This window comes from Syntrophaceae bacterium (assembly GCA_013177825.1).
In the GTDB taxonomy this organism is placed as follows: domain Bacteria; phylum Desulfobacterota; class Syntrophia; order Syntrophales; family PHBD01; genus PHBD01.
Genome location: JABLXX010000010.1, coordinates 75,532 through 95,364, shown reverse-complemented (window position 1 = coordinate 95,364; position 19,833 = coordinate 75,532). Strand labels below are relative to the sequence as shown.

Annotated in this window: 19 protein-coding genes; all 19 read right to left on the bottom strand. The window is 60.2% G+C overall.

Annotation, left to right across the window (positions count from 1 at the left end; genetic code table 11):
* Window positions 1–16: 16 nt before the first annotated feature.
* On the bottom strand, window positions 17–1,237 hold the full coding sequence (locus HPY65_17105) for a DegT/DnrJ/EryC1/StrS aminotransferase family protein (protein ID NPU86199.1): 1,221 nt from the start codon (window positions 1,235–1,237) through the stop codon (window positions 17–19).
* Window positions 1,224–1,664, bottom strand: a complete 441-nt coding sequence (locus HPY65_17100; GenBank protein NPU86198.1) for an acyltransferase — start codon at window positions 1,662–1,664, stop codon at window positions 1,224–1,226. Before HPY65_17100 ends, HPY65_17105 begins: the two co-directional genes overlap by 14 nt.
* Window positions 1,654–2,241 carry a sugar transferase gene (locus tag HPY65_17095; GenBank protein ID NPU86197.1) on the bottom strand — a complete coding sequence of 196 codons (588 nt, stop codon included), beginning with the start codon at window positions 2,239–2,241 and terminating at the stop codon, window positions 1,654–1,656. Before HPY65_17095 ends, HPY65_17100 begins: the two co-directional genes overlap by 11 nt.
* A gap of 35 nt (window positions 2,242–2,276) precedes the next feature.
* Window positions 2,277–3,518, bottom strand: coding sequence for a glycosyltransferase family 4 protein (locus HPY65_17090; protein ID NPU86196.1), 1,242 nt, complete (start codon window positions 3,516–3,518; stop codon window positions 2,277–2,279).
* 24 nt (window positions 3,519–3,542) lie between these two features.
* The gene (locus tag HPY65_17085) at window positions 3,543–4,526 is read right to left on the bottom strand and encodes a Gfo/Idh/MocA family oxidoreductase (protein NPU86195.1); all 984 of its coding nucleotides are present in this window, start codon (window positions 4,524–4,526) and stop codon (window positions 3,543–3,545) included.
* A 24-nt stretch (window positions 4,527–4,550) separates the two neighbouring features.
* Window positions 4,551–5,849, bottom strand: a complete 1,299-nt coding sequence (locus HPY65_17080; GenBank protein ID NPU86194.1) for an oligosaccharide flippase family protein — start codon at window positions 5,847–5,849, stop codon at window positions 4,551–4,553.
* 36 nt (window positions 5,850–5,885) lie between these two features.
* A complete protein-coding gene (locus HPY65_17075) occupies window positions 5,886–7,028 on the bottom strand; it encodes a glycosyltransferase (GenBank protein NPU86193.1) in 1,143 nt (380 codons plus the stop codon).
* Window positions 7,029–7,042: 14 nt separating this feature from the next.
* Entirely contained in the window at window positions 7,043–8,170 is a 1,128-nt protein-coding gene (locus HPY65_17070) for an N-acetyl sugar amidotransferase (GenBank protein NPU86192.1), read from the bottom strand.
* Complete coding sequence (gene hisF / locus HPY65_17065; GenBank protein NPU86191.1) at window positions 8,171–8,950, bottom strand: imidazole glycerol phosphate synthase subunit HisF; 780 nt, start codon at window positions 8,948–8,950, stop codon at window positions 8,171–8,173.
* Window positions 8,944–9,561, bottom strand: a complete 618-nt coding sequence (hisH, locus tag HPY65_17060) for an imidazole glycerol phosphate synthase subunit HisH (protein ID NPU86190.1) — start codon at window positions 9,559–9,561, stop codon at window positions 8,944–8,946. The genes hisF and hisH overlap by 7 nt, the downstream gene beginning before the upstream one ends.
* Before the next feature lies 1 nt (window position 9,562).
* The gene (locus HPY65_17055; protein ID NPU86189.1) at window positions 9,563–10,993 is read right to left on the bottom strand and encodes an oligosaccharide flippase family protein; all 1,431 of its coding nucleotides are present in this window, start codon (window positions 10,991–10,993) and stop codon (window positions 9,563–9,565) included.
* 40 nt (window positions 10,994–11,033) lie between these two features.
* Window positions 11,034–12,299, bottom strand: coding sequence for a hypothetical protein (locus HPY65_17050; GenBank protein ID NPU86188.1), 1,266 nt, complete (start codon window positions 12,297–12,299; stop codon window positions 11,034–11,036).
* Between the two features lie 75 nt (window positions 12,300–12,374).
* Window positions 12,375–14,186, bottom strand: a complete 1,812-nt coding sequence (asnB, locus tag HPY65_17045) for an asparagine synthase (glutamine-hydrolyzing) (protein NPU86187.1) — start codon at window positions 14,184–14,186, stop codon at window positions 12,375–12,377.
* Window positions 14,187–14,193: 7 nt separating this feature from the next.
* Window positions 14,194–15,366, bottom strand: coding sequence for a glycosyltransferase (locus HPY65_17040; GenBank protein ID NPU86186.1), 1,173 nt, complete (start codon window positions 15,364–15,366; stop codon window positions 14,194–14,196).
* Entirely contained in the window at window positions 15,363–16,379 is a 1,017-nt protein-coding gene (locus HPY65_17035) for a glycosyltransferase (GenBank protein NPU86185.1), read from the bottom strand. Before HPY65_17035 ends, HPY65_17040 begins: the two co-directional genes overlap by 4 nt.
* Window positions 16,376–17,299, bottom strand: coding sequence for an NAD-dependent epimerase/dehydratase family protein (locus HPY65_17030; GenBank protein ID NPU86184.1), 924 nt, complete (start codon window positions 17,297–17,299; stop codon window positions 16,376–16,378). Before HPY65_17030 ends, HPY65_17035 begins: the two co-directional genes overlap by 4 nt.
* A gap of 55 nt (window positions 17,300–17,354) precedes the next feature.
* Entirely contained in the window at window positions 17,355–18,236 is an 882-nt protein-coding gene (locus HPY65_17025; GenBank protein NPU86183.1) for an alpha-1,2-fucosyltransferase, read from the bottom strand.
* Between the two features lie 6 nt (window positions 18,237–18,242).
* The gene (locus tag HPY65_17020; GenBank protein ID NPU86182.1) at window positions 18,243–18,968 is read right to left on the bottom strand and encodes a class I SAM-dependent methyltransferase; all 726 of its coding nucleotides are present in this window, start codon (window positions 18,966–18,968) and stop codon (window positions 18,243–18,245) included.
* Window positions 18,968–19,831 carry an NAD-dependent epimerase/dehydratase family protein gene (locus HPY65_17015; protein NPU86181.1) on the bottom strand — a complete coding sequence of 288 codons (864 nt, stop codon included), beginning with the start codon at window positions 19,829–19,831 and terminating at the stop codon, window positions 18,968–18,970. The genes HPY65_17020 and HPY65_17015 overlap by 1 nt, the downstream gene beginning before the upstream one ends.
* Window positions 19,832–19,833: the final 2 nt, after the last annotated feature.

Here is a 19,833-nt window from a genome sequence, read left to right as displayed (position 1 = left end):
TGCAATGGCCTGACGTTTATGCCCTGACGGCATGGCGCATCACTTTCTCCACCGCCATGACGGTGTCCTGGAGATCGTCCGTTTCCAGCGTCGGGTGAACGGGAAACATGAGGCTCGTCTCCGACAGCCGCTCCGCCACGGGAAGCCTGTCCCGGGGAACCAGGCCCGTATCGATAAAGGCCTTTTCCATGTAGATTTCACCGCAGGTGCCGCTGAAGCAGGGCACACCCTCGGCTGTCACCGACGTGATGATGCGCTCCTGGTCCCAGGAATCCTTCAGCATCTCGGGAATCAAAAACACATAATACTTGTAGTAGGAATGCCGGACGTGAGGAGGGGGAACAACGACACGCAGGCCCGGCACATGGGCGAGGCGATCCGAGAGATAGCGGGCGTTGCGCTCCCTTTTCCCGAGCCAGCCATCAAGTTTTTTCAGCTGGATCCGGCCGATTGCAGCCTGCAGCTCGGTCATCCGGTAATTGGATCCGAAGGAATCGTGAAGCCACCTGAAAACGGGAGGATGATGCTTCTCGTGCGCGGGCCAAAAACTTTTCCCATGGTCCTTGAACGACCAGACTGCCGACCAGATCTCCTCCTTGCCGGTGGTAACCATCCCGCCTTCCCCGGCCGTTGTCATGATCTTGTCCTGACAGAAGGAAAAGGCGGCCACATCCCCGAAAGAGCCTGTTTTCCTGCCCCGATAAAGAGCGCCGTGGGCATGGGCGCTGTCCTCGACCACCCAAAGGCATCGATCCCTGGCCATATCCATGATCGGATCCATTTCACAGGGCCATCCGGCATGATGCACGGCGAGGACCGCCTTCGTCCGGGGAGTGACGACCCGCGCCATGGTTTCCGCCGTTATGTTCTGACTGTCGGGATCCACATCGGCAAAAACGGGGATTGCCCCCAGGAGGATAAACGCGCTGGCCGAGGCAATGAACGTCCGGGGCGTTACGACGACCTCGTCACCGGCACCGATTCCCAGGGCCCGAAACGCACTGTCCAGTGCAACCGTTCCGTTGGCCATGGCCACCGCATACCCGGTGCCAACATACGAGGCAAATTCCTTCTCAAAGATATGTCCTTCCTCGCCGGTCCAATAGTTCACCCGGCCGGAACGGAGAACGGATGTTGCGGCCATCACCTCGTCATCATCATAAACAGGCCAGGACGGGTATGGGACATGCCGTACCGCATGCCCGCCCTCCACCGCAAGACGATCAGCCTTTCCCATTTTCCCCCTCTTTCCCGCGCGGCGGCAACTTCCGCAGCACTTTTGCCGGGACTCCCCCGGCGACAACGTCGGCCGGAATGTCCCGATTGACGAAACTGCAGGCCGCAACGACGGCGTTCTCCCCGATGTGGACACCGGGCATGATGACCGAGTGGCTCCCGATCCGGCAGTTCCGGTCCAGCCGGACTTCCCCGGCCTTGTCGTCGATCGTGGAAACGGAATAAATGGAGCAGTGCGATCCGATCTGGACCTCGTCTCCGATGACGACGCCGCGGACGGCATTGATATACGTAAAGGCCCCGATGTCCGTCCGGTACCCAAGGCGAAGCCCCGGAACATGCCGGACCAGCCAATGGTACTTTGTGGGCTTGCCCTCCTCAATTTCCGGATACTGCCAGTCGGCAAAGCGGTCTTTTTCAGTCTTCATGCCTGCTCCCCTTGAATTCCTCCGCTGTACAGTGTCCTTCCTGGCTGATGCCTTCCCTCCTGAGAACGATTCCCAGGGTCATGAAGAGAATCTTCAGGTCAAGCAACAGGTTGCGGTTGTCCACATACCAGACGTCCAGCCGGAATTTATCCTCCCACGTCAGCGCATTCCGCCCGTTCACCTGCGCCCAGCCGGTCAGCCCGGGCTTCACGTGGTGCCGGCGCTTCTGCTCGGAGTCGTAGCGATCCAGATAAGCCGTCAAAAGGGGCCTCGGCCCCACCAGGCTCATGTCACCCCGCAGCACATTCCAGAGTTCGGGGAGTTCGTCAAGAGATGTTGATCTCAGAAACCGGCCGAATGCCGTCAGTCGCTCCTCGTCGGACAGGAGGCGCCCCTCCCCGTCCCTCGCGTCCGTCATGGTCCGGAACTTGTAAAGACCGAAGGGCTTCCCGTTCAGTCCCGGGCGGATTTGCCGGAAAAGGACCGGCCGGCCAAGGGTCCGGAGGATCATGAGGGCGATCAGGGCCATGACCGGAAGGACCAGAACAAACGCACATCCGCCGATGGCCAGATCCATCGCGCGTTTGCAGTAATGCGCCGCCCCCGGTTGCATCAGACGTTGTCCCCGGCCTTATGGCCACTCCGGACGGACATCAAAACCCGCTCCAGTTCCCGGGCAAGCCGCTCCCTGGAAAACAGCTCCCGGGCAAGCTTCCCGGCCGCGCTTCGGGCTTTTTCCATCCATTCCGGGTTGCGGATGGCACCGGTCAGCAGGCGGGCGGCCTCGGGAATGTCATCGGCAGGAAGGATGAGCCCCGCTCCGTGCTCCTCGGCAAGCCGGGACTGCCACCCGTCGAAATTGTTGACGATGGGCCTCCCCGCCGCCATGGCATCGAAAAACTTGTTCTGGACCGCATCCTTCCAGACAATCTTCGGACCCGTGAAAAGGGCTGTAACAAGATCCGATGCCGACAGCCAGGCGGGAACTTCCCGCTTGGGGATGGCGTTCATCATGAAGAAATTCTTCTCCAGAACGTCCTGCTCCCGGGCCATGCCCCGGACCCGCTCCACCTCTTTTCCTCCGCCGATCACCAGGAAGCGGATTTCCGGATCGAGCATGCGTACGGCAGATGCCAGCCGCACCAGGTAATCGACTCCGTTCGCCATGCCCAGCGTCCCGGCAAAGAGGACCAGCGGCCGGCCCTGCAGCCACGGATGAAGGCTCCGCAGGCGCTTTCCCTCCTCCGGCGGCACATCGAACAGATCGAGATCGGCCCCGTTGGGAATCACGGAGACCTGCCCGGACGGATAGCCCGTTTCCACGATGGCGTCCCGCATCCCCGGGGCCAGCGCGACCACATGGGAAGCGTTCCCGTATGCAAATCGCTCTAGTCGCCGTGCCAGCCAGCGGCTCAGCGGATTTTTCAACGCTCCGAGGGCAATGGGAACCGCGGGCCACAGATCGCGAACCTCGAAAACCATCGGGATGCCGCAGCGCTTCGCCGCATACACGGCGGGAAGCGCAATCGTCAGGGGTGTACTCGTGGCAAAGACCAGATCCCCTCCAACGCGCGCCGCCTCTCTGGCCGATCGCCAGGCAAAGAGGAAAAAAGCCTTGATCCTCTCCCCGTACGGCATCTCGTTTCCATAAGGAACCGTCGTCCAATGAACGTGGATGCCGGCTTCCTCCGTAATGCGCCACCCTTCAGACGCATCGAAGCGCCCCGACTGATCGGAGGTGATCATATGGACCTCGTGGCCGGCCTCGACGAGCCGGCGCCCCATTTCATAGGAGCGGGTTCCTCCGGGCATGTCGGGCGTCACGAAGTACTGATGGAGGTAAACGATCTTCACGCTTTTTCCCCTGTCAGGATGCCATCACGACGAGAGGATCTCCACGACCTTTCGGGCGTGGTCGATGCCGGTCAGGCAGGGCGTACCCCTTTCAATGCAGTCGAGAAAGTGGTCGATCTCCACCTTCAGGGGCTCCTGGAAGTCGATCTTCGGGATCAGGATATCGCCGGACCGGAGGCTGAAGGTCGGATAGGAAGGACCATCGTAATCCATGTTCTCCCCCAGGACGGCCTTGCGGTCGATCCCCTTGTCATAAACGGCGATCTTGTTTTCCGCCACGTCGTCATACACGACCATCTTCCGGGAACCCACGACGGTCATGCACCTCACCTTGCCGGGGTCCAGCCAGCTGACGTGGATATTGGCCATGATTTTCCCGGGATAGTGGATGTTCATGAAGACGACGTCGGCAATCCCCGGCTGGATGAAGTCCACCCCCCGCTTCACCACCGAAACCGGCTCGGGGTCGCCCAGCCAGTATTGGATGATGCTGACGTCGTGGGGGGCAAAATTCCAGAGAGCGTCCACGTCGGAGCGGATCCTTCCCAGATTCAGGCGCTGGCTGTAGATGTAGCGGATGTCGCCGATCTCCCGGTCATCGATCAGTTTCTTCACGTATCGGACCGCGGCATTGTAGAGGAACGTGTGGCCGACCATGGCCACCCGTTTTCGCTCCTCCGCCAGACGGCCGATGGCCTCAACCTCCGCCACGCTCCGGGCCAGGGGCTTTTCCACGAGGATATGCTTTCCCGCATCCAGCGCCGCCATGGCAAGGTCGTAGTGGCTTGCCACTGGGGTGGCCACGATCACCGCGTCCACCTCCGGGTCTCCGACGACATCCTCCACCCGGTCCGTCACCGCAACAGCCGGATACAGGGATTGAACGTAATTGCGGCGCTCCGCAGACAATTCCGCTACGGCCTTCACCCGGCAGCGCCGGTTCGCAATCAGGTTGCGCAGCAGGTTGGGGCCCCAGTACCCCACACCGATCTGGGCGACTTGAATCATGATACGCTCCTTGTCGATGAATGTTTATACAGACAGAGACTCCTCGTGTCTCTGATGGATCCGGTAGAGGATCGCCCCGTACAGCAGATAAATAACCGCTTCCTTGCAGGACCAGAACCACAGGAAAGACTTGATGTCCTGGCGCCAGAAGAAAAACCCCAGCAACAGGGCGGTGATCATCGTCAGGAAGGACAGCACCTGCCAGCCGAGCAGCAGGTTGAGTTTCTCGAATGCCATAAGGCCGAGGCTCGTCGGGGAGACCACAAGCTGCCCGATGAAGCCGATGGAGAGAATCGCGGCATACTCCCCCGCTTCGCTCCATCCCGACCCCAGGAGCAGGAGGAAGATTTCCCTGCCGAAGAACAGCATCAGCAGGCTGGGACCGATGAAAAACACGAAGAGCAGTTTCCAGGTTTTCAAGAGCAGGGAGGTGGTCTCTTCGTGGTCGCGCCGGAGGCTTGCAACCCGCTGGTAAAACACCTGCCCCAGCGTCACGCTGAAAAAGTCCACCGCGCCCCGGAACAGCCGGTCGGCCACGGCGAAGGATCCGCCGACATGAGAGGAGAAAATGACGGGAAGCACAATCAGCGGAATCTGTGCGGATGCCGTGTCAAGAAAAGCACCTATACCGGCCTTTTTCGGAAAATCGGCGTACCGGGACGCGACAGGAAGCATCCTGGACCACCGGATGTCGCTGGCAATGACCACCTTGGATCGTTTTAGAATGGGTCCCAGACCGGCCGCGAGACCGATTGCATAGCCGCAGATCAGGCCGCCGCCGGGCAGTGCAACGACCAGATATGCGATCAACTGCCCCAAAACCGTGAACAGGGATTTCGCCGTCCGGGCAAGGACGATCCCCGGGAAACGCCGACCTCTCAGGCACCAGTTGTACAAGGTGTTGTAGGAGCCGACCTGCAGGATGCACAGCGGCAGCAGGGGCAGCCATGGATGCAGATCCTGAATGCGGCTTACCGGGAGCAGCCAGCGGCCGGCGGCGATCACCAGAACCAGGGTGACGAGGCTCACGGAACAAACAATCAGCAGGGAGAACTGGACAAGAGCCGCAGCATCCTCGTCCTTTTCCGGCAGCGTTACGGCGATTTCATATCGGAAGGACGACCAGACGCTGACCAGGGAGACCAAACCGGCGAACATGGAGAAAACACCGAAATGGGAGGGAAGATAAAACCTGGCGAGGATCAGGGTCCCGAGAAGGGTTATCACCTGCGCAACCGCCGTCCCGCCCATCATCGTCACGGTGTGGGCGAAAAAGGCTTTTCGTCTCATGCGCCCGAAAAACCGGTCCCAGAGTCTCAGCATGGTTCAGTCCATCCTCGGAGGAGCCTGTCCGAATCCTCAACGGCCGATGAAGCCGAGTGTCCGATAGGCATCGAGCAATTCCCTTTCTTCCACATGCCAGCCGAATCCGTATCCGGCCTCCAGGGCCCGTTCCCTCTTTTCCTGCACGTCCTGCACGGTGATCCCGCCGATGAGCTTCAATGCCTCGTCGTCGGAGGGACCGCACTTCCAGCCGCATCCGCAGCCGTCCACCACCCGCGCCATCTCCGGGAGGTCGCTCACGACGACGGGGAGGGCCGCGTTCAGGTATTCCCAGATTTTATTGGGAAGGCAATAGTAATGATTGAGACACGTGTTTTCAATCAGGTGGACCCCCACGTCGGCGCCGCATGTATGGCGGAAAACCTCGGATGGGGGAACGGCGGGGTGGTAATGAATGTTCGGATGCTTCCGGGCAAAGCTCCGCACCAGATCGACGTCTTCCCCGAATCCCATGCAGACAAGATGCCTGCCTTCGTCAAGCCTGGAAAAAACGTCCAGAAGGCGGCGGATCCCCCGATCCTTCACCATGGCCCCCTGGTAAAGGAAAAGAATCGCCTCCCCTCCGACGCCACAGGCGTCGCGAAGCATTGCCGTCTTCATGGGGGCGGAATCCGGACGATAGGGGACGTTCTTTACAACCCAGACCCGTTTCAACCCGTAGGCACGCCGGTACCAGGAGGCGATGGAATCGTTGACCGCGATGACGGCATCCGCCTCGCGGATCAGGACACGCTCGACCCAGCGGGCCAGAACCCTGCGGATGCCCGTGGAACCGGCTGTCTCCGTTTCCAGCTCATGGGTATCGTAGATCAGCTTCGATCCCTTGGACCGCTTCAGGAGTACGCAGAGCGGGAGAACCGAAAGGCTGTGGGCATTCACACAATCAATGTTCTCTTCCCGAAGGGAATGCATGACCCGCCAGGACCACTCCCCGACCCGGGCAGCTTTCCAGAAGGTTCCGTTCCTCCCTTCCCCGATCCGCCTCCGGATGCGGACGACCCTTCGCGTCTCGTCCAGGTCCTCTTCTTCCGCAAGCCCTTCCTCCCAGGTGGCCATGATCCGGATCCGGTCGAACGCGGCCGCCTCCTTCAGGCTCCTCGTGATCTTGAGAATCCGGCTCTCGTTCCGGAACGGGGTGGGATATATATGTACGTTCATGGTGATGAGGAGCCTCAGGCGGCCGTGGCCACCTTCTTGAAGCGGGACCGCAAGTCCCTGAGAGTGTGCAGGAAGAAGGAATGATTCGGATAATCCCGGTAGGACCGGATGGGCAGGTGCATCAGCCCCTCGAAGGTCTCCTCGGTCAGGCCGAATTTCTTGATGACGAACTCGCGATCCTCCCGGAGGAGGCTCTCGTTCCCGTACGGATCCTTTTCCATTTCCCGAAGCGCATCCTCCCGGCTCATCTCACCCGAGCAGACCAGGGTGGACAGATGGGCCCGCCGCTTGTCGAACCCGAACTTGACGGGCAGGATGTAGCCTTGGAAAAAGCGGGTGAAGATGGATTCGTAGTGCTTTCCCCCGTAGTAGCGCCAGCAGAGCTCCTCCTGGATAAGCTTCATGGCCTCCGCCTTGTTGTAGTCGACGTAGTTCAGGATGGGAATGAGCCGGATCCCGCGGACGAAGACGAGGTAGATGAACCTGGAAAGGCTGAGCCTGGGCGTGGTCTTCAGGGGAACCGTGCCGAAGCGCCGGTGCACCGCCTCCAGGTGCTTCCGGTCCTGGTTGTAGTATCCCCAGCTGAACGGGAGGATCCCCTCCGTGGCGACGTTCCCGCCCCCGAAAATGTACCGGATGCCGTGTTGCGCCGCCGTGTTGAACAAGAGGGCCGTGATGGCGTGATCGGTGGGAATCTCACAGTTCGCCACGGAAGCCTTCAGAAAGGAAAGCTGAAGGTCCCTGAACTCCTCCCAATCCACAACGTGTGTCTGGAGATCGATTCCCAGGCGGTCGAGTGTCTTCTTGATGTTGTCCACCGCCAGTTCACTGTTCCATCCATTGTCGAAATGGACGGCCAGGGGTCTCAGTCCCAGTTTCCGGACCGTGTAGGCCACCATTGTGCTGTCCACCCCTCCGCTCACCCCGATGATGCAGTCGTAGTCGCGGCCGTGCCCCTGGGCCCGGATCCGTTCGGCCATCTCCGCGATCCGGCGTTTTCCTTCCTCTCCCGGGAACACCTCCGAGGCCACGCGAACCTCGTAATTCCGGCAATGGTTGCAGCGCCCCTGCCCGTCGAACGAAATTTCCGGGTCTGACGTGTCCATAATGCAGTGCGTGCAGATCTGATAAGGTCTTTCCATTCATCTCTCCCTGTCCGGAGCGGTCGGGAAGGCCGCGTCCAGTTCTTTCCTGGACGGATAACTGATCAGAACCGCCCGATGGCGGCCGTGGAACACGAACAGGCTTCCCGCCGCAGCCGCGGCGGCCCCGCTCTTCACAGCCGCCGTTATGTCATTCAGGCCGCCGGCGCCCCCGCAGGCGATCACGGGAATCCCGACCGCTTCCGCCACCCGCCCGATCAGGTCCAGGTCGTATCCCTGCCGGGTGCCGTCCCGATCGATCGAGGTGAGCAGAAGCTCCCCGGCCCCCAGCTCCTCCATCCGGCGGACATGGGACAGGATGTCTTTCCTCGCGTTCCGGCGCCCCCCGTGGGTGAATATCTCATACTTTCCGAACAGGCTCTTCTTCACATCCACGGACACAACGATGCTCTGGTTCCCGAAGGCCTTCGCCGCATCCCGGACCAAGTCTGGGTCCTCCACCGCTGCAGCGTTCAGGCAAACCTTTTCGACCCCCAGGCTGAATATCTTCTCGATTTCCCGGAGGCTCCGGATTCCCCCTCCGTACGCCAGGGGCATGAAGCACTCGCTGGCGATCTCCGAAAGAACCTGGTAGGGCGGAGGCCTTTTCTCAATCGTTGCCGTTATGTCCAGGAAAACGAGCTCGTCCACCTCTTTCTCGTTGAAGATCTTGATGGCGTTGATGGGATCTCCAACGTACGTTGGATCCTTGAACCGGACGGTCTTGACCAGTCCATGGCCCTTGAGCAACAGGCAGGGAATCACTCTCGTAATCAGCATTTTTCCGCGAAATTCTGCAGGAGCCGCATGCCGAACCGGTGGCTCTTCTCCGGGTGGAACTGCACCCCGGCGATGTTCTCCCGCGCGAACGCGGATACGAAATCGCCTCCGTAATCCGTCGTCGCCAGGACGTCCGATTCTGCCCGGCATCTCACATGGTAGGAGTGGACGAAATAGAACCGGCTTCCCTCCGCCATCTCCTCGAAAAGCAGCCCGCGCCCCCGCACCCGGATCGTGTTCCATCCCATGTGCGGCACTTTCAGATGCCGAAGGGATTCGTCGAACCGGAAACGCACGGTCTCCGCATCCACCCAGCCGAGCCCCGGGAGTTCACCCTCCTCGCTCCCGCCGGTCATGAGCTGCATGCCCAGACAGACTCCGAGGATGGGAATTTTCCGGTTCAGCACGCATTCGCTCAGAACAGGGATCAGCCCCGTCGAGCGGAGGTTGCTGATCGCGTGATCGAAGGACCCCACCCCCGGCAGGATGATTTTGTCGGCCTTCCCGACGGCCTGCGGATCCTGGGAAATCAGCGCCTCCTGGCCTATCTTCTTCAGCATGTTCCGAAGCGATCCGAGATTCCCCACCCCATAGTCGACGATGACGATCACGCTACATCCCTTCTGCAAACAAGCCGGAGCAGGATACGTAAACGGCCATACAAAGAATGATGACCGTGCCGTTCACAACAATCGCAGCAAACGGATTGAGCAACACCATACAGATGCAGCTGAGTGCTCCCGAAACAGCTGTCAAACCGGCAAGGAGCTTCAGCAGGCCCATCAGGTTCAGTTTCTTGAAATCAGCCTCGCTGAAAATGACATGGAGAAGATAGAAGTGGTAAATTGTTAAAATCAGCGATTGCAAAACGATTGCCAGAAGAATGTTCTCCAGTACGACCATCACCAGCGTGAACAACCCGATGACGATGACGGATGAGACAAAATCCAGCTTGAACAGGAGGCGCTGACGGCCAAGAACGTCAAATGAACGATCCATCCAATTGCCGAGCAGTCTCGGAATGATGGGAGCTGAAAGAACGGCGGCGTAGAGACCGGCCTCACGCCAGGCTTCGCCGAAAAACAACGCGAACAGGGTCTCGGCGTGAAACAGGAAGAGAACCCAGAAGGGAATGGCACAAATGGAGATTGTATATAGAAGTGTCTTCAATCTCCCTTCCAGAGCTTCCAAGCCCGCGGATGCCCCGCTCTGGAAAAAGACAGGCCGTATGGCGCTGCTGAGAAGGCTATTGGGAACATTGATCACCCGTGAAGACAATCCATAAAATCCGAGGCTTTCCTTGCTGGCATACCCGGCAAGCAGAAAATACGGAACCCGCTCGCGAAACGTCCCTATCAGGGTGTAAGGCGTCATGTGAGTCGGATAGACACGGTAGCGAGAAAACAAATGCAGGATTTCCGCCCATGAGACACTGCGGGCGATAGCGCGTCCATATTTACCCGATATCAATGCAAGCATGAGAATAATCACCACAGACTGGCCGGCCAAAGTCCCGATGATCAGGCCCGAGGAGTCCTTCCGGCCAGTCATGGCCATTACGATTTGCACCAGGCACACAATCAGAGGCAAGAGTAACTGCATCATCGCGTACCATTGAAATTCCTTCTTTCTCACACACCAGTGCAGGCATGCCTGGTAAAATCCCGCCACTGCGACAAGATAGGATATGTATAACAACCAATGCTTCAGTTCCTGGCGGAACCCGCTGCCAATCAGCTCGTCCTGGAACAACGGCAGCAGCAGACCGGAGGCCGCAGCAACGAGCAACGAAACAGCCAGGCAGATAACGAAGAGATTCGAAGCCTCCTTGTCGGACCTGGGAAGAACCAGGGCAAGTTCGAAGCGCAACGTTGCAATGGAGCTGAAGAGAATGGCGGTACTCATCATCAGGGCCCATCCCGCGTAAGCCTCCGGCGCATAGAGGCGTGTAATAAGCGGGATTACAGCAATATTAAAGAAAAAAGCACCAGCACTTCCCAAACCAACCGTGAAAACATGATGGACAAAGTCGGACAGCTTCACTTGGTTTTTCTCATCTCATGTGTGACGCCGTCTCCTCGTTCTATCCTGGAGCGCCGGTCGGATCCGTGTGATGGCCGTCTCTCATCACAAGCATGCCCGCAGCAGCAAACAGAAGCCTGTTATCCGAAAGGTCGCCCGAGCAAAGGGCGTTCACAAACAGATCAACAAAGATCATCAACAAAATCATTCGGATCGGAGCGCTTTGAATCGCCTTCAAAGACCCGTTTTGATACAGCGCCTTCAAGGAAATGGCCAGAAACAGAAGAAAACCCACCAGGCCAAGCTCCACCAGAAGCTCCAAAATGACGTTGTGAGGATACTCTTTGATGTCCCCAAGACCGACCAACAAGGGCCAACTACCGAGCCCATGTCCCAGGATCGGCATCTCCGCCCATAGTCTTAACGCTCTCCAATAATAATCCAGCCGAAGCAGCGGACTCTCCCCTATGCCGGCAAACAGGTAATACGTCCTTCTGATGGTCGGCATGAGTGAACTGTGAGTCACCATATAGCCAGCCAGGATAGCGGCAGCCAGAATCGCAAGAAAAATCAGGAAGACATGCTTTCTGTTCCATAGATGGAACGGAGAGCCCTTCTTCCATCCTGCAATCGGGATCAGGGAAAAAGAAACGATCATCCCCAGAAGAGGTCCTCGGCCTCCCAGAATCATCAATACGAAAACGAAACAACAAAGAAGGGCCAGTGACAGGAATAGGGAGAGACCCGAGTCGGCAAGCAGCATATAGTAGCCATAGATGGAGATTGCCCCCAGACTGATGATCCTTCCGATTGAAATGTAGTCGGCGCCGTCTATGGCAACGCCGATCGCCCAAAGCCTCTGGTCTGAGGACTGGAAAAACGAAAAGAGAGATTCCATGCCAAACCACAGGGCGAAGAAGGAAAGGCCTCCCAGGAAATATCGGACCCGCCGAGCACTGTCAGCGACAATCAAGGCTGCGGCAACCAGGGGCCAACATGTAAGGGTGCAGAGATACAGAGCCTTCTTCCCGGCATAGAGCACACCTGGAGACCAGGTCAAACTCACGGCGGCATAGAGAAACAGGAGACCGCCCATGCCGACCACAATGAGAGCGTCCCGGGAAAAACGAACCTTTTTTCGCGCCAGGATGAACGCCCCCACGGCAACACTCACGGCAAAGAAAAATGCCGTCAAGTCGACGGGAACCCACTGCAGCCAGGGACGGGCCTTGTAGCACCCCGCAAAGAGAAATAAGAGGAACACGAATTCAAAAGAAAAAAACGTCTGTGCTGCATAAACATGCATACCTTTCAACGGATCGGTCATCCTCATTCCATCCGTTCGATCATTTTTTCGGTGCCTGTAATGTACGGGCTGCGGGCGAATTGAGAGAGCCGCGGATCAGTCCTGTGATGAGACATCGAACATCCTCTCCCAGATGGCGATGTTATAAAGACGCCATTGCATCTCGGTATTCAAAGTTCCGAGGTCGGGAATCCGATTGCAAATCCTGTTGAGCACGCATGAGCGATCGATCTCAGCCTGCATGACTGCCTGATGCCGTTTCTGCCACAAATCGGCAGGCGCCTCGAATCCGATCTTGTTGCGCCGCCAGGCGATTTCCCCGGGCAGGATTTCCTCCGCCAGCTTTCTCAACGGATACTTCGTGTACCCCTCCCGGATCTTCTCGGCGGCCGGCAGGTCCAGGGCCGTGCGGACGCAGTCGGCCTCGATGAAGGGAACCCTGGCCTCGATGGAAAAGGCCATGGAGTTCCGGTCCTCGTAGCGAAGCAGATGGGAAAGCTGCTGTCCCATGATCTCCGTGATCTGCAGATCCCGGAGCCGGAAAAAATCCCGGGACAGGCTGCGGATCAGGGGATAGGATCGGGCCAGCGCTTCCCGCTTCAGGAAACGGGACCGCCGCTTGAGGACGGACCTTCGCAGGGGATAACAGGAAAAGTAGCCGACGGACGCGAGAAACCACCAGAAGCTCATGCGTGAATTCCGGACGGCCAGGATATATTCGCGAAGAAGGTCCCGCAGGCGTCCTTTCCGCAAAAGCTCCAGGAAGTACGCGATGTAGTACCGCTCGTACCCCAGGAGAGTCTCGTCGCCTCCCTGGCCGTCCAGCATGACCTTCAGGCCCGCCTCCTTCGCCTTTTTCATGACCCAGTACTGCATGAAAACGGATGGACTGCCGACCGGCTCCTCCTGAAACCACAGGCATGCCTCAATGTGCCCGGCGAAATCCTCGTAACCGGGAGCGGCAACATGCCACCGGAGGCCGCAATGTCCTACGACCTGCCGGGCATACGGGGTTTCGTCCGTTTCCGGGTTTTCCGACCGGGCCGTGACCGCGTCGAAGCGGCTGTTGCCGTTCTCCCGGTTCATGGCTGCCGCCAGGGCTGCCACGACGGAAGAGTCGAGCCCCCCGGAAAGGCACGTCCCGACGGGAACATCGCTGCGAAGGTGCAGGTGAACGGAACGCTTCAGGGCGGCGGCGAAATCGTCGCCGGTCGGAGGCGGCGTGACCGCCCGGTCCGCCGGATAATAATACCGCTGTCCCCTGATCCGTCCGGACAGTAGGTCGATGCGCATCCAGCATCCGGGCAGGAGCTGGTGGATGCCCTCGAAACAGGTCTCCTCCGTATGGTCGGTGATCCCCACCACCAGGTATTCGATGAGGCGCTGTTCGTTCATACGGGCGGTAACGCCCCCGGCCAGGATCGCCTTTATTTCCGAGGCGAAAAGGAAACGCTTTTCGCCGTCCCGGTAATAGAGGGGCTTGATGCCGAAGCGGTCCCGGGCAAGGAAAATCTCCCGCTTTGCTTCATCGAAAATCGCGAAGGCCCACATCCCCGTAAAACGCTGCAGGCACTCATCCCCCCAGGCATCGAATGCCTGAAGGATCACCTCGGTGTCCGTCCCGGTCTCGAACCTTCGCCCCAGGCTCTCCAGTTCCTGCCGCAGCTCCAAATAGTTATAGATTTCGCCATTGTAGATGATCACCAGGTCCCGGAAGCGCATGGGCTGGCGTCCGGCGGGGGACAGGTCGATAATGGACAGGCGCCGGTGGCCCAGACTCAGCTGCCCGGACGAATAGATCCCCTCATCATCGGGACCGCGATGGCCCATGGCCTCCATCATGGCCCGCAGCGTCTCCGTCCCGGTGGGGACGGGATCCTTGTTTATGATTCCGGCAATGCCGCACATATCCGGCTCAGCAGCCGCCTTTTTCGGCCAGCACGGATTCATAAATCCGCGAAAGGTTTTCCAGGTAAACCTCCTCGCCGAAGCGGTCCGTGACGCTCCTGCGGATGGCCGCCGTATCGAAACGGACGCCGCCCGTCAGGACCTTTTCCATGGCTGCGGTGAGATCCCCGCTGTCGTTTATTTCAACCAGCAGGCCGTTCTCCTTCGTAATGATGAACTCCGGACCGGTGCATCGGGTTGCGATCACCGGCTTCCCACAGGCCATGGCCTCCCCGATAACCACACCGAACGTCTCCACGAGGCTGGGCAGGACAAAGACGTCGCACTGCTGCATCCAGCTGCGGACCTCGTCCGGTTTGAGCATCCCCAGGAAGCGGCAGCGGCTTTCCACCCCCAGGCGCCTCGCCTGCGCCTCCAGCGAGGCCCTGGCCGGGCCGTCCCCGCCGATCCAGAGCTCGCAGTTCTTCAAGCCCCTCAGCTCCAGCAAGTGAAGCGCCTCCACGAGGTTGTGGATCCCCTTGGCCGGATCCAGGAGCGCAACCGTCAGGAACCGGGTGCGCGGGCCGGGAGTCCGGGCTTCCGCAGGTGGAACGAAGAACGCGGACTTCACCATGATCCCGAGGGGTGAGACGTTCCTCACCGGCCGGAACGATTCGATCTCCCTCGCCAGCCCCGGGCTGGCGGTCACGAGGTGATGGCAGGAATCGAGGGTCTCCCGGACCAGGCGCCGCTGCAGGCGCGTTTCCAGGTGCACCGAGAACGGTCCCGTGTATTCGGTCAGAACGACGGGAATGCCGTGCCTGCCTGCAATGCGGACGGCCGTCCATCCGGCGGGATAGACCATGTAGGCATGGATGAGATCCGGCCGACCCCAGCGGTCCATCACCCGGACGAAGAGCTTTTCCGCCAGCATTCGATAGAACATCACGCGCAGGAGAAACGATCGCGGCGGGGCGATGGCTTCCTGGCGAAACATGGGGAGACCGTTGTGGGTTCCCTCCATCGTTCGGGGCCGGTCCTGCCCCTTCAGCATCCTCCTCCAGCTGGGGACCCGCGCCAGGGCAACCGCCACGTCGTAACGCCTGGAGAGGACCTCGGCCTGCTCCTTGGTGAAAATGCCGCTGACGAAGGACGCCTCCGTGGGATAGGTGGACGGCCAGACCAGGATCTTCCGTTTCATGAAATCGCCATCCCGGGGAAATGCCGCTGCGTCACCGACCACGCCTGCCGGGCGATCACCAGCGGGTCCATCTTCAGGGACCGGCCCAGCGCCGGCCACAAGGCCGGATGCGAAATCCCCCTTGCGAAAAGCATGAACAGCCTCGCCGCGGCGTCGAGACGGATTCCCCTTCTTTCCACGAAAGCCAGGGAAGGATCGGACAGCATTGCATCACAGAGGCGGCCGACCCAGTCCGCTGCCGCCGTCGCTTCGGCGGGGTTCCTGACCTCCTGAAGCCAGAGGGTCCGGAGCACCCCCGGCGGCGGCTCCTCGCCCAGGATTGTCCGGATATGGGCCGACGCAACGCGCAGGGCATTCCGGACGTTGTCCTCCGGCCAGACGCGTGTCATGCTCGAGGCATGCCGACGCAGGTGCAGGAGCACTTCCGGGATCATCGCCAGCCTGGTTTTTCCAGCCGCACGGGTCCAGAGGTCATAGTCCTCGCAGCGGAAGGCCTCTTCGCGATAGGCTCCCACCTCCAGGATCAGGGAACGGCGCATCATCACGCCCGCATGGGCGATCGGGCAGCCGAAACAGAAAGACCAGCGGAGGAGATCATGCCCTGTCAGGAGCGGCAGGACGGCTCCGGGACGGTCCCGCTCGTCGATCAGCCTCGCTCCCGCCGCCACGATGCCCACGTCCCTGTGCCGGTCCAGGAACGCCGCCTGTTTCTCCAGGCGCTCCGGCAGGCTGATGTCGTCCTGGTCCATCCGGGCGACATACTCCCCCTGCGCCAGGCCCAGCCCTTCGTTGAGCGTCGCGACCAGATCCATGTTCTTTTCATGCCGGACGAGCCGGATCCTCGGATCCCGCATGGCGGACAGGATGTCGCCGCTTTCGTCGGTAGACGCATCGTCAATGACGAGAAGCTCGAACTCTGGGTGAGTCTGGCGCAGGATGCTGTCCACGGCCCGCTCCAGGTAGGGAAGGCCGTTGTGGACCGGCATCAGGACCGTTACCTTCGGCAGACTCACGACCGGCAGGCCTCCAGGACCTGCCTCCAGGTCCGCCCGATGCCTTCCTCCAGGGTGGTCACGGGTTCCCATCCCAGTTCACGCCTTGCCCTTTCGATGTCGAGATAGATCTCCGGCACGTCGAATCGTCTCCCGCCGCTGTAGCGGACGGCCGCCTCCCTCCCGGTAACGGTATGGATCACCGACAGCAATTGATTGAGGGAAATCCCCCGGCCGCTGCCGAGATTGAAAATCCGGGACGGCGTCCGGGAGACGGAGGCCCGGTAGATGCCGTCCACCAGGTCCCCGATGAACACGTAGTCCCGGACGACGCTGCCGTCTCCCCAGATATCCAGGGATTCCCCCCGGGCCAGCCGCCAGAGGAAAACCGAGACGGCCCCCTGGGACCCGAGCGGATTCTGCCGGATGCCGTAGGGATTGGAGGGCCGGAGAATCACGTATTCCAGCCCGTGCAGATGGCGGTACAGGGCCAGGTATTTCTCCACCGCCAGCTTCGTGATGCCGTACGAGCAAAGGGGCTCGGTGGGGCTCTCCTCGGAAACGGGCAGGCTCCGGGGATTCCCGTACACGGTCCCCCCCGAGGAGATGAAGACGATCCGGCCGATTTCCCGGCGGACGCATTCCTCGAGAAGAAACAAGGTGTCCGCCAGGTTGGAGGAGACGTCAAAGAAGGCGTCGTCGTTGGAGGTCTTCGGCACGGTATTCCAGACCAGGTGGTAAACTACCTCCCGGTCCCGGAGAGCCTCCGCCAGGAGGCCGCGGTTGCCGAAATCGCCGAGGTGATAATCCACCCCGCGCAGGGGGGGCCGACAGCGCTCTTCGTACTTGTCGAACACCCGTACGTCGTGGCCTTCCATAAGCAGCCGGTCCGTAAGATGCGATCCGATGAAGCCGTTGCCGCCCAGTACGAGAGCCCTCATTCCCCTTGCTCCCCTGTCCTCTTCCGTTTGCGATCCTTTAAAATCATGTGCTTCGCTACATCCTGATCCAGGAATCCGGAACGATGTCGGTCTCCTCCAGGGTGCCCGCCCGGAACCAGCTTCGCGGTGCCAGAACGATTTTTTCGGGATATCCGCTCAGCCAGGCACCCCACCAGCTGAAACTGCTGTTCGCGATGATGTGGTGACGGCACCGGCTCATGAGAAGCAGGTCTTCGTAGTCCTTCTCCCCGCCGTTGTGATCCACCACGACGGACGGCCTCCCCAGGTCCAGGTTCCGCCGCACCCACTCGGGCTCGTCGGAAAAGACGAAACAGTGGAGATCCTCCACCCTGTCCTCCAGGAACCGCACACAGCGCCGGTAATAATCATCGTCGCAGAGACGGTGGACCTCGCGTGCCGCAGGGTCCGTCACGTAGTCCCCCCGGCGCACATGGACGCTCACAGAGGAGGTCCGGAGGATTTCCGCCTTCAGGTCCCGGCTACGGGCGTCCGGGGGTTCCGTCCCGACGACTTCTCTCCGGATGGCGTCGGCGACGGGCAGAAAATACTTTTCACTCTGCCAGTATCCGCGGAGATAAACGCTCTTCGGAGTTTTAAGGATGTCCGGATCGTAGCGTCCGATATGCCTTTCGTGGAAGATGGAACGCCGATGGAACGGCTTCAACCTCTGAAGGAAGCGAAAGGCAATCCCCCGGAATGAATTCCGGGGCGGTCCGCAGAGGGCGTCGATTTCCTCCTCGTCGGCAACGCTTTCCCGGATCCGGAAGTGATTCAGACGGTAGGTACGCCCCTGACCGGCGTGAAAGGCATTCAGATCCAGCTTCAGCTCCGTCCGGTGGAAATCGGCCAGCATTCGGCCCGCCGCATATTGGAACAGCTGATTCCCGAGCCCCCCGTTCAGGCGTACGATCACCATCGCCGGCTATTCCTTCCCGGCCGATCCGGCTGCATCGGGAACGAGAAGGGTCATGCCGGGTAGCCCGGCCTGCGTGGAAAGGCGGGCATAGCGCCCGGGGAAAGCCCGCAGGGCGTCTTTGACGGCCCGCCACGGGCCTGTGTTGTAACCGGATTCGGATGACTGATTGAATGTATCGTGTATGAGAATGGATGCCCCCGGCCGCTTCTCCATGATCTCATTCAGTTCCCTGGAAACCGAGTCGTAGCCGTGATCTCCGTCGAGGAAAAAAAGGAGGGGAGTCCCCGGGTCCAGGTCACGGGAGAGGCGGAGGGAAACCTCCAGGCCGTCCCCCTGGTAGAGCCGGACGTTTTCCCGGCCCCGGACCAGGATTCCCCGCCGCTTGCGAGGATGTTCCACATGATCCGTGTCGTCCGGCAGGTCGATGGAATGGATCTCCGTTTGCAGGCGGAAACGCCGGGCCGTCTCGAAGAAAATCCTCGCCGACGTGCCGATGTTCGTCCCCCATTCGTAGATATGCCGGGGACGGCAGCGGCACACGGCGCCGGTCATCAGCAGCAGTTCGTCGAGCGGAAACGGGTGAATTCCGACAACGGGAACAAGCTCCCGCAGGATGAACTCCGACAGAACCCATTTGTTCACCTCGAACTCGCGGCACGAGGCATTCACCATGGCTTCCCCCGGAGGATGACCCAACAGGGCACGGATCCGGTTCACGACGCTTCCGACCATCAGAACGCCTCCTGCCGGGGGTCGGACAGAAGCTCCTTGATCCCTTCCTCAAGAGAATAGCGGGGCTCCCATGTGAATGCCCGCTTCACGAGGCGAATGTCCACGGAGATGTCATCGACGTCGTTTCTTCTCGGCAGGTCCGCGATCTCCAGCGAAAAAGGCGTCGGAGAAAGCAGCCGGAAAAGCCCGGCCACCTCCAGGTTGCTGTGGGTCTCGCCACCGCCTACGTTGTACGTTCCCGCCGGTACGGGCTCCGTAGAAAGGATCGCCCGGACCAGGGCGGCAAAATCCCGGATGTACAGGTAGTCTCTCCGGGGCGCTGGGTCCTTGAGCACAAAAGGGGTTCCGCGCCTCGCCGAATCCAGGAGGTCCGGGATCAGGCGCCCCGGCGACCGGCTGTCCCCGTAGATCAGAAAGCCGCGAAGGGCGATGACGGGAATGCCTGTCAGGCCACCCCACTGCCGGCTGATCACCTCGCCGGCGATCTTGCTCCCCATGTAAGGATTCAGGGCCTCGACGGGATGGGACTCGTCGATGGGGAGATACTGCGGCCGACCGTAAACATAGGAACTCATGAAGAGAAAGGGGGCACGGGAGAGCCTGGCGATCTCCAGAGCGAGCAGCGTGGATCCCGTGTTGTTGGCATATACTGCCAACGGGTCCTCGAAGCTCCTGGGAATCGACGTGGAGGCGCCGAAATGGAGGACCCAATCCAGCCCGCAGGGGAAATCGTTCCGGTTTTTCTCATTCGTGGAACGGCGGGTGAAGGCGTCCAGGGGGATCACGTCGTGCCCGTCCCCGGACAGGAAACGGGAGAGGAACCCGCCGATGAAGCCCTGCGATCCGGTGATCCCGATTCTCATGC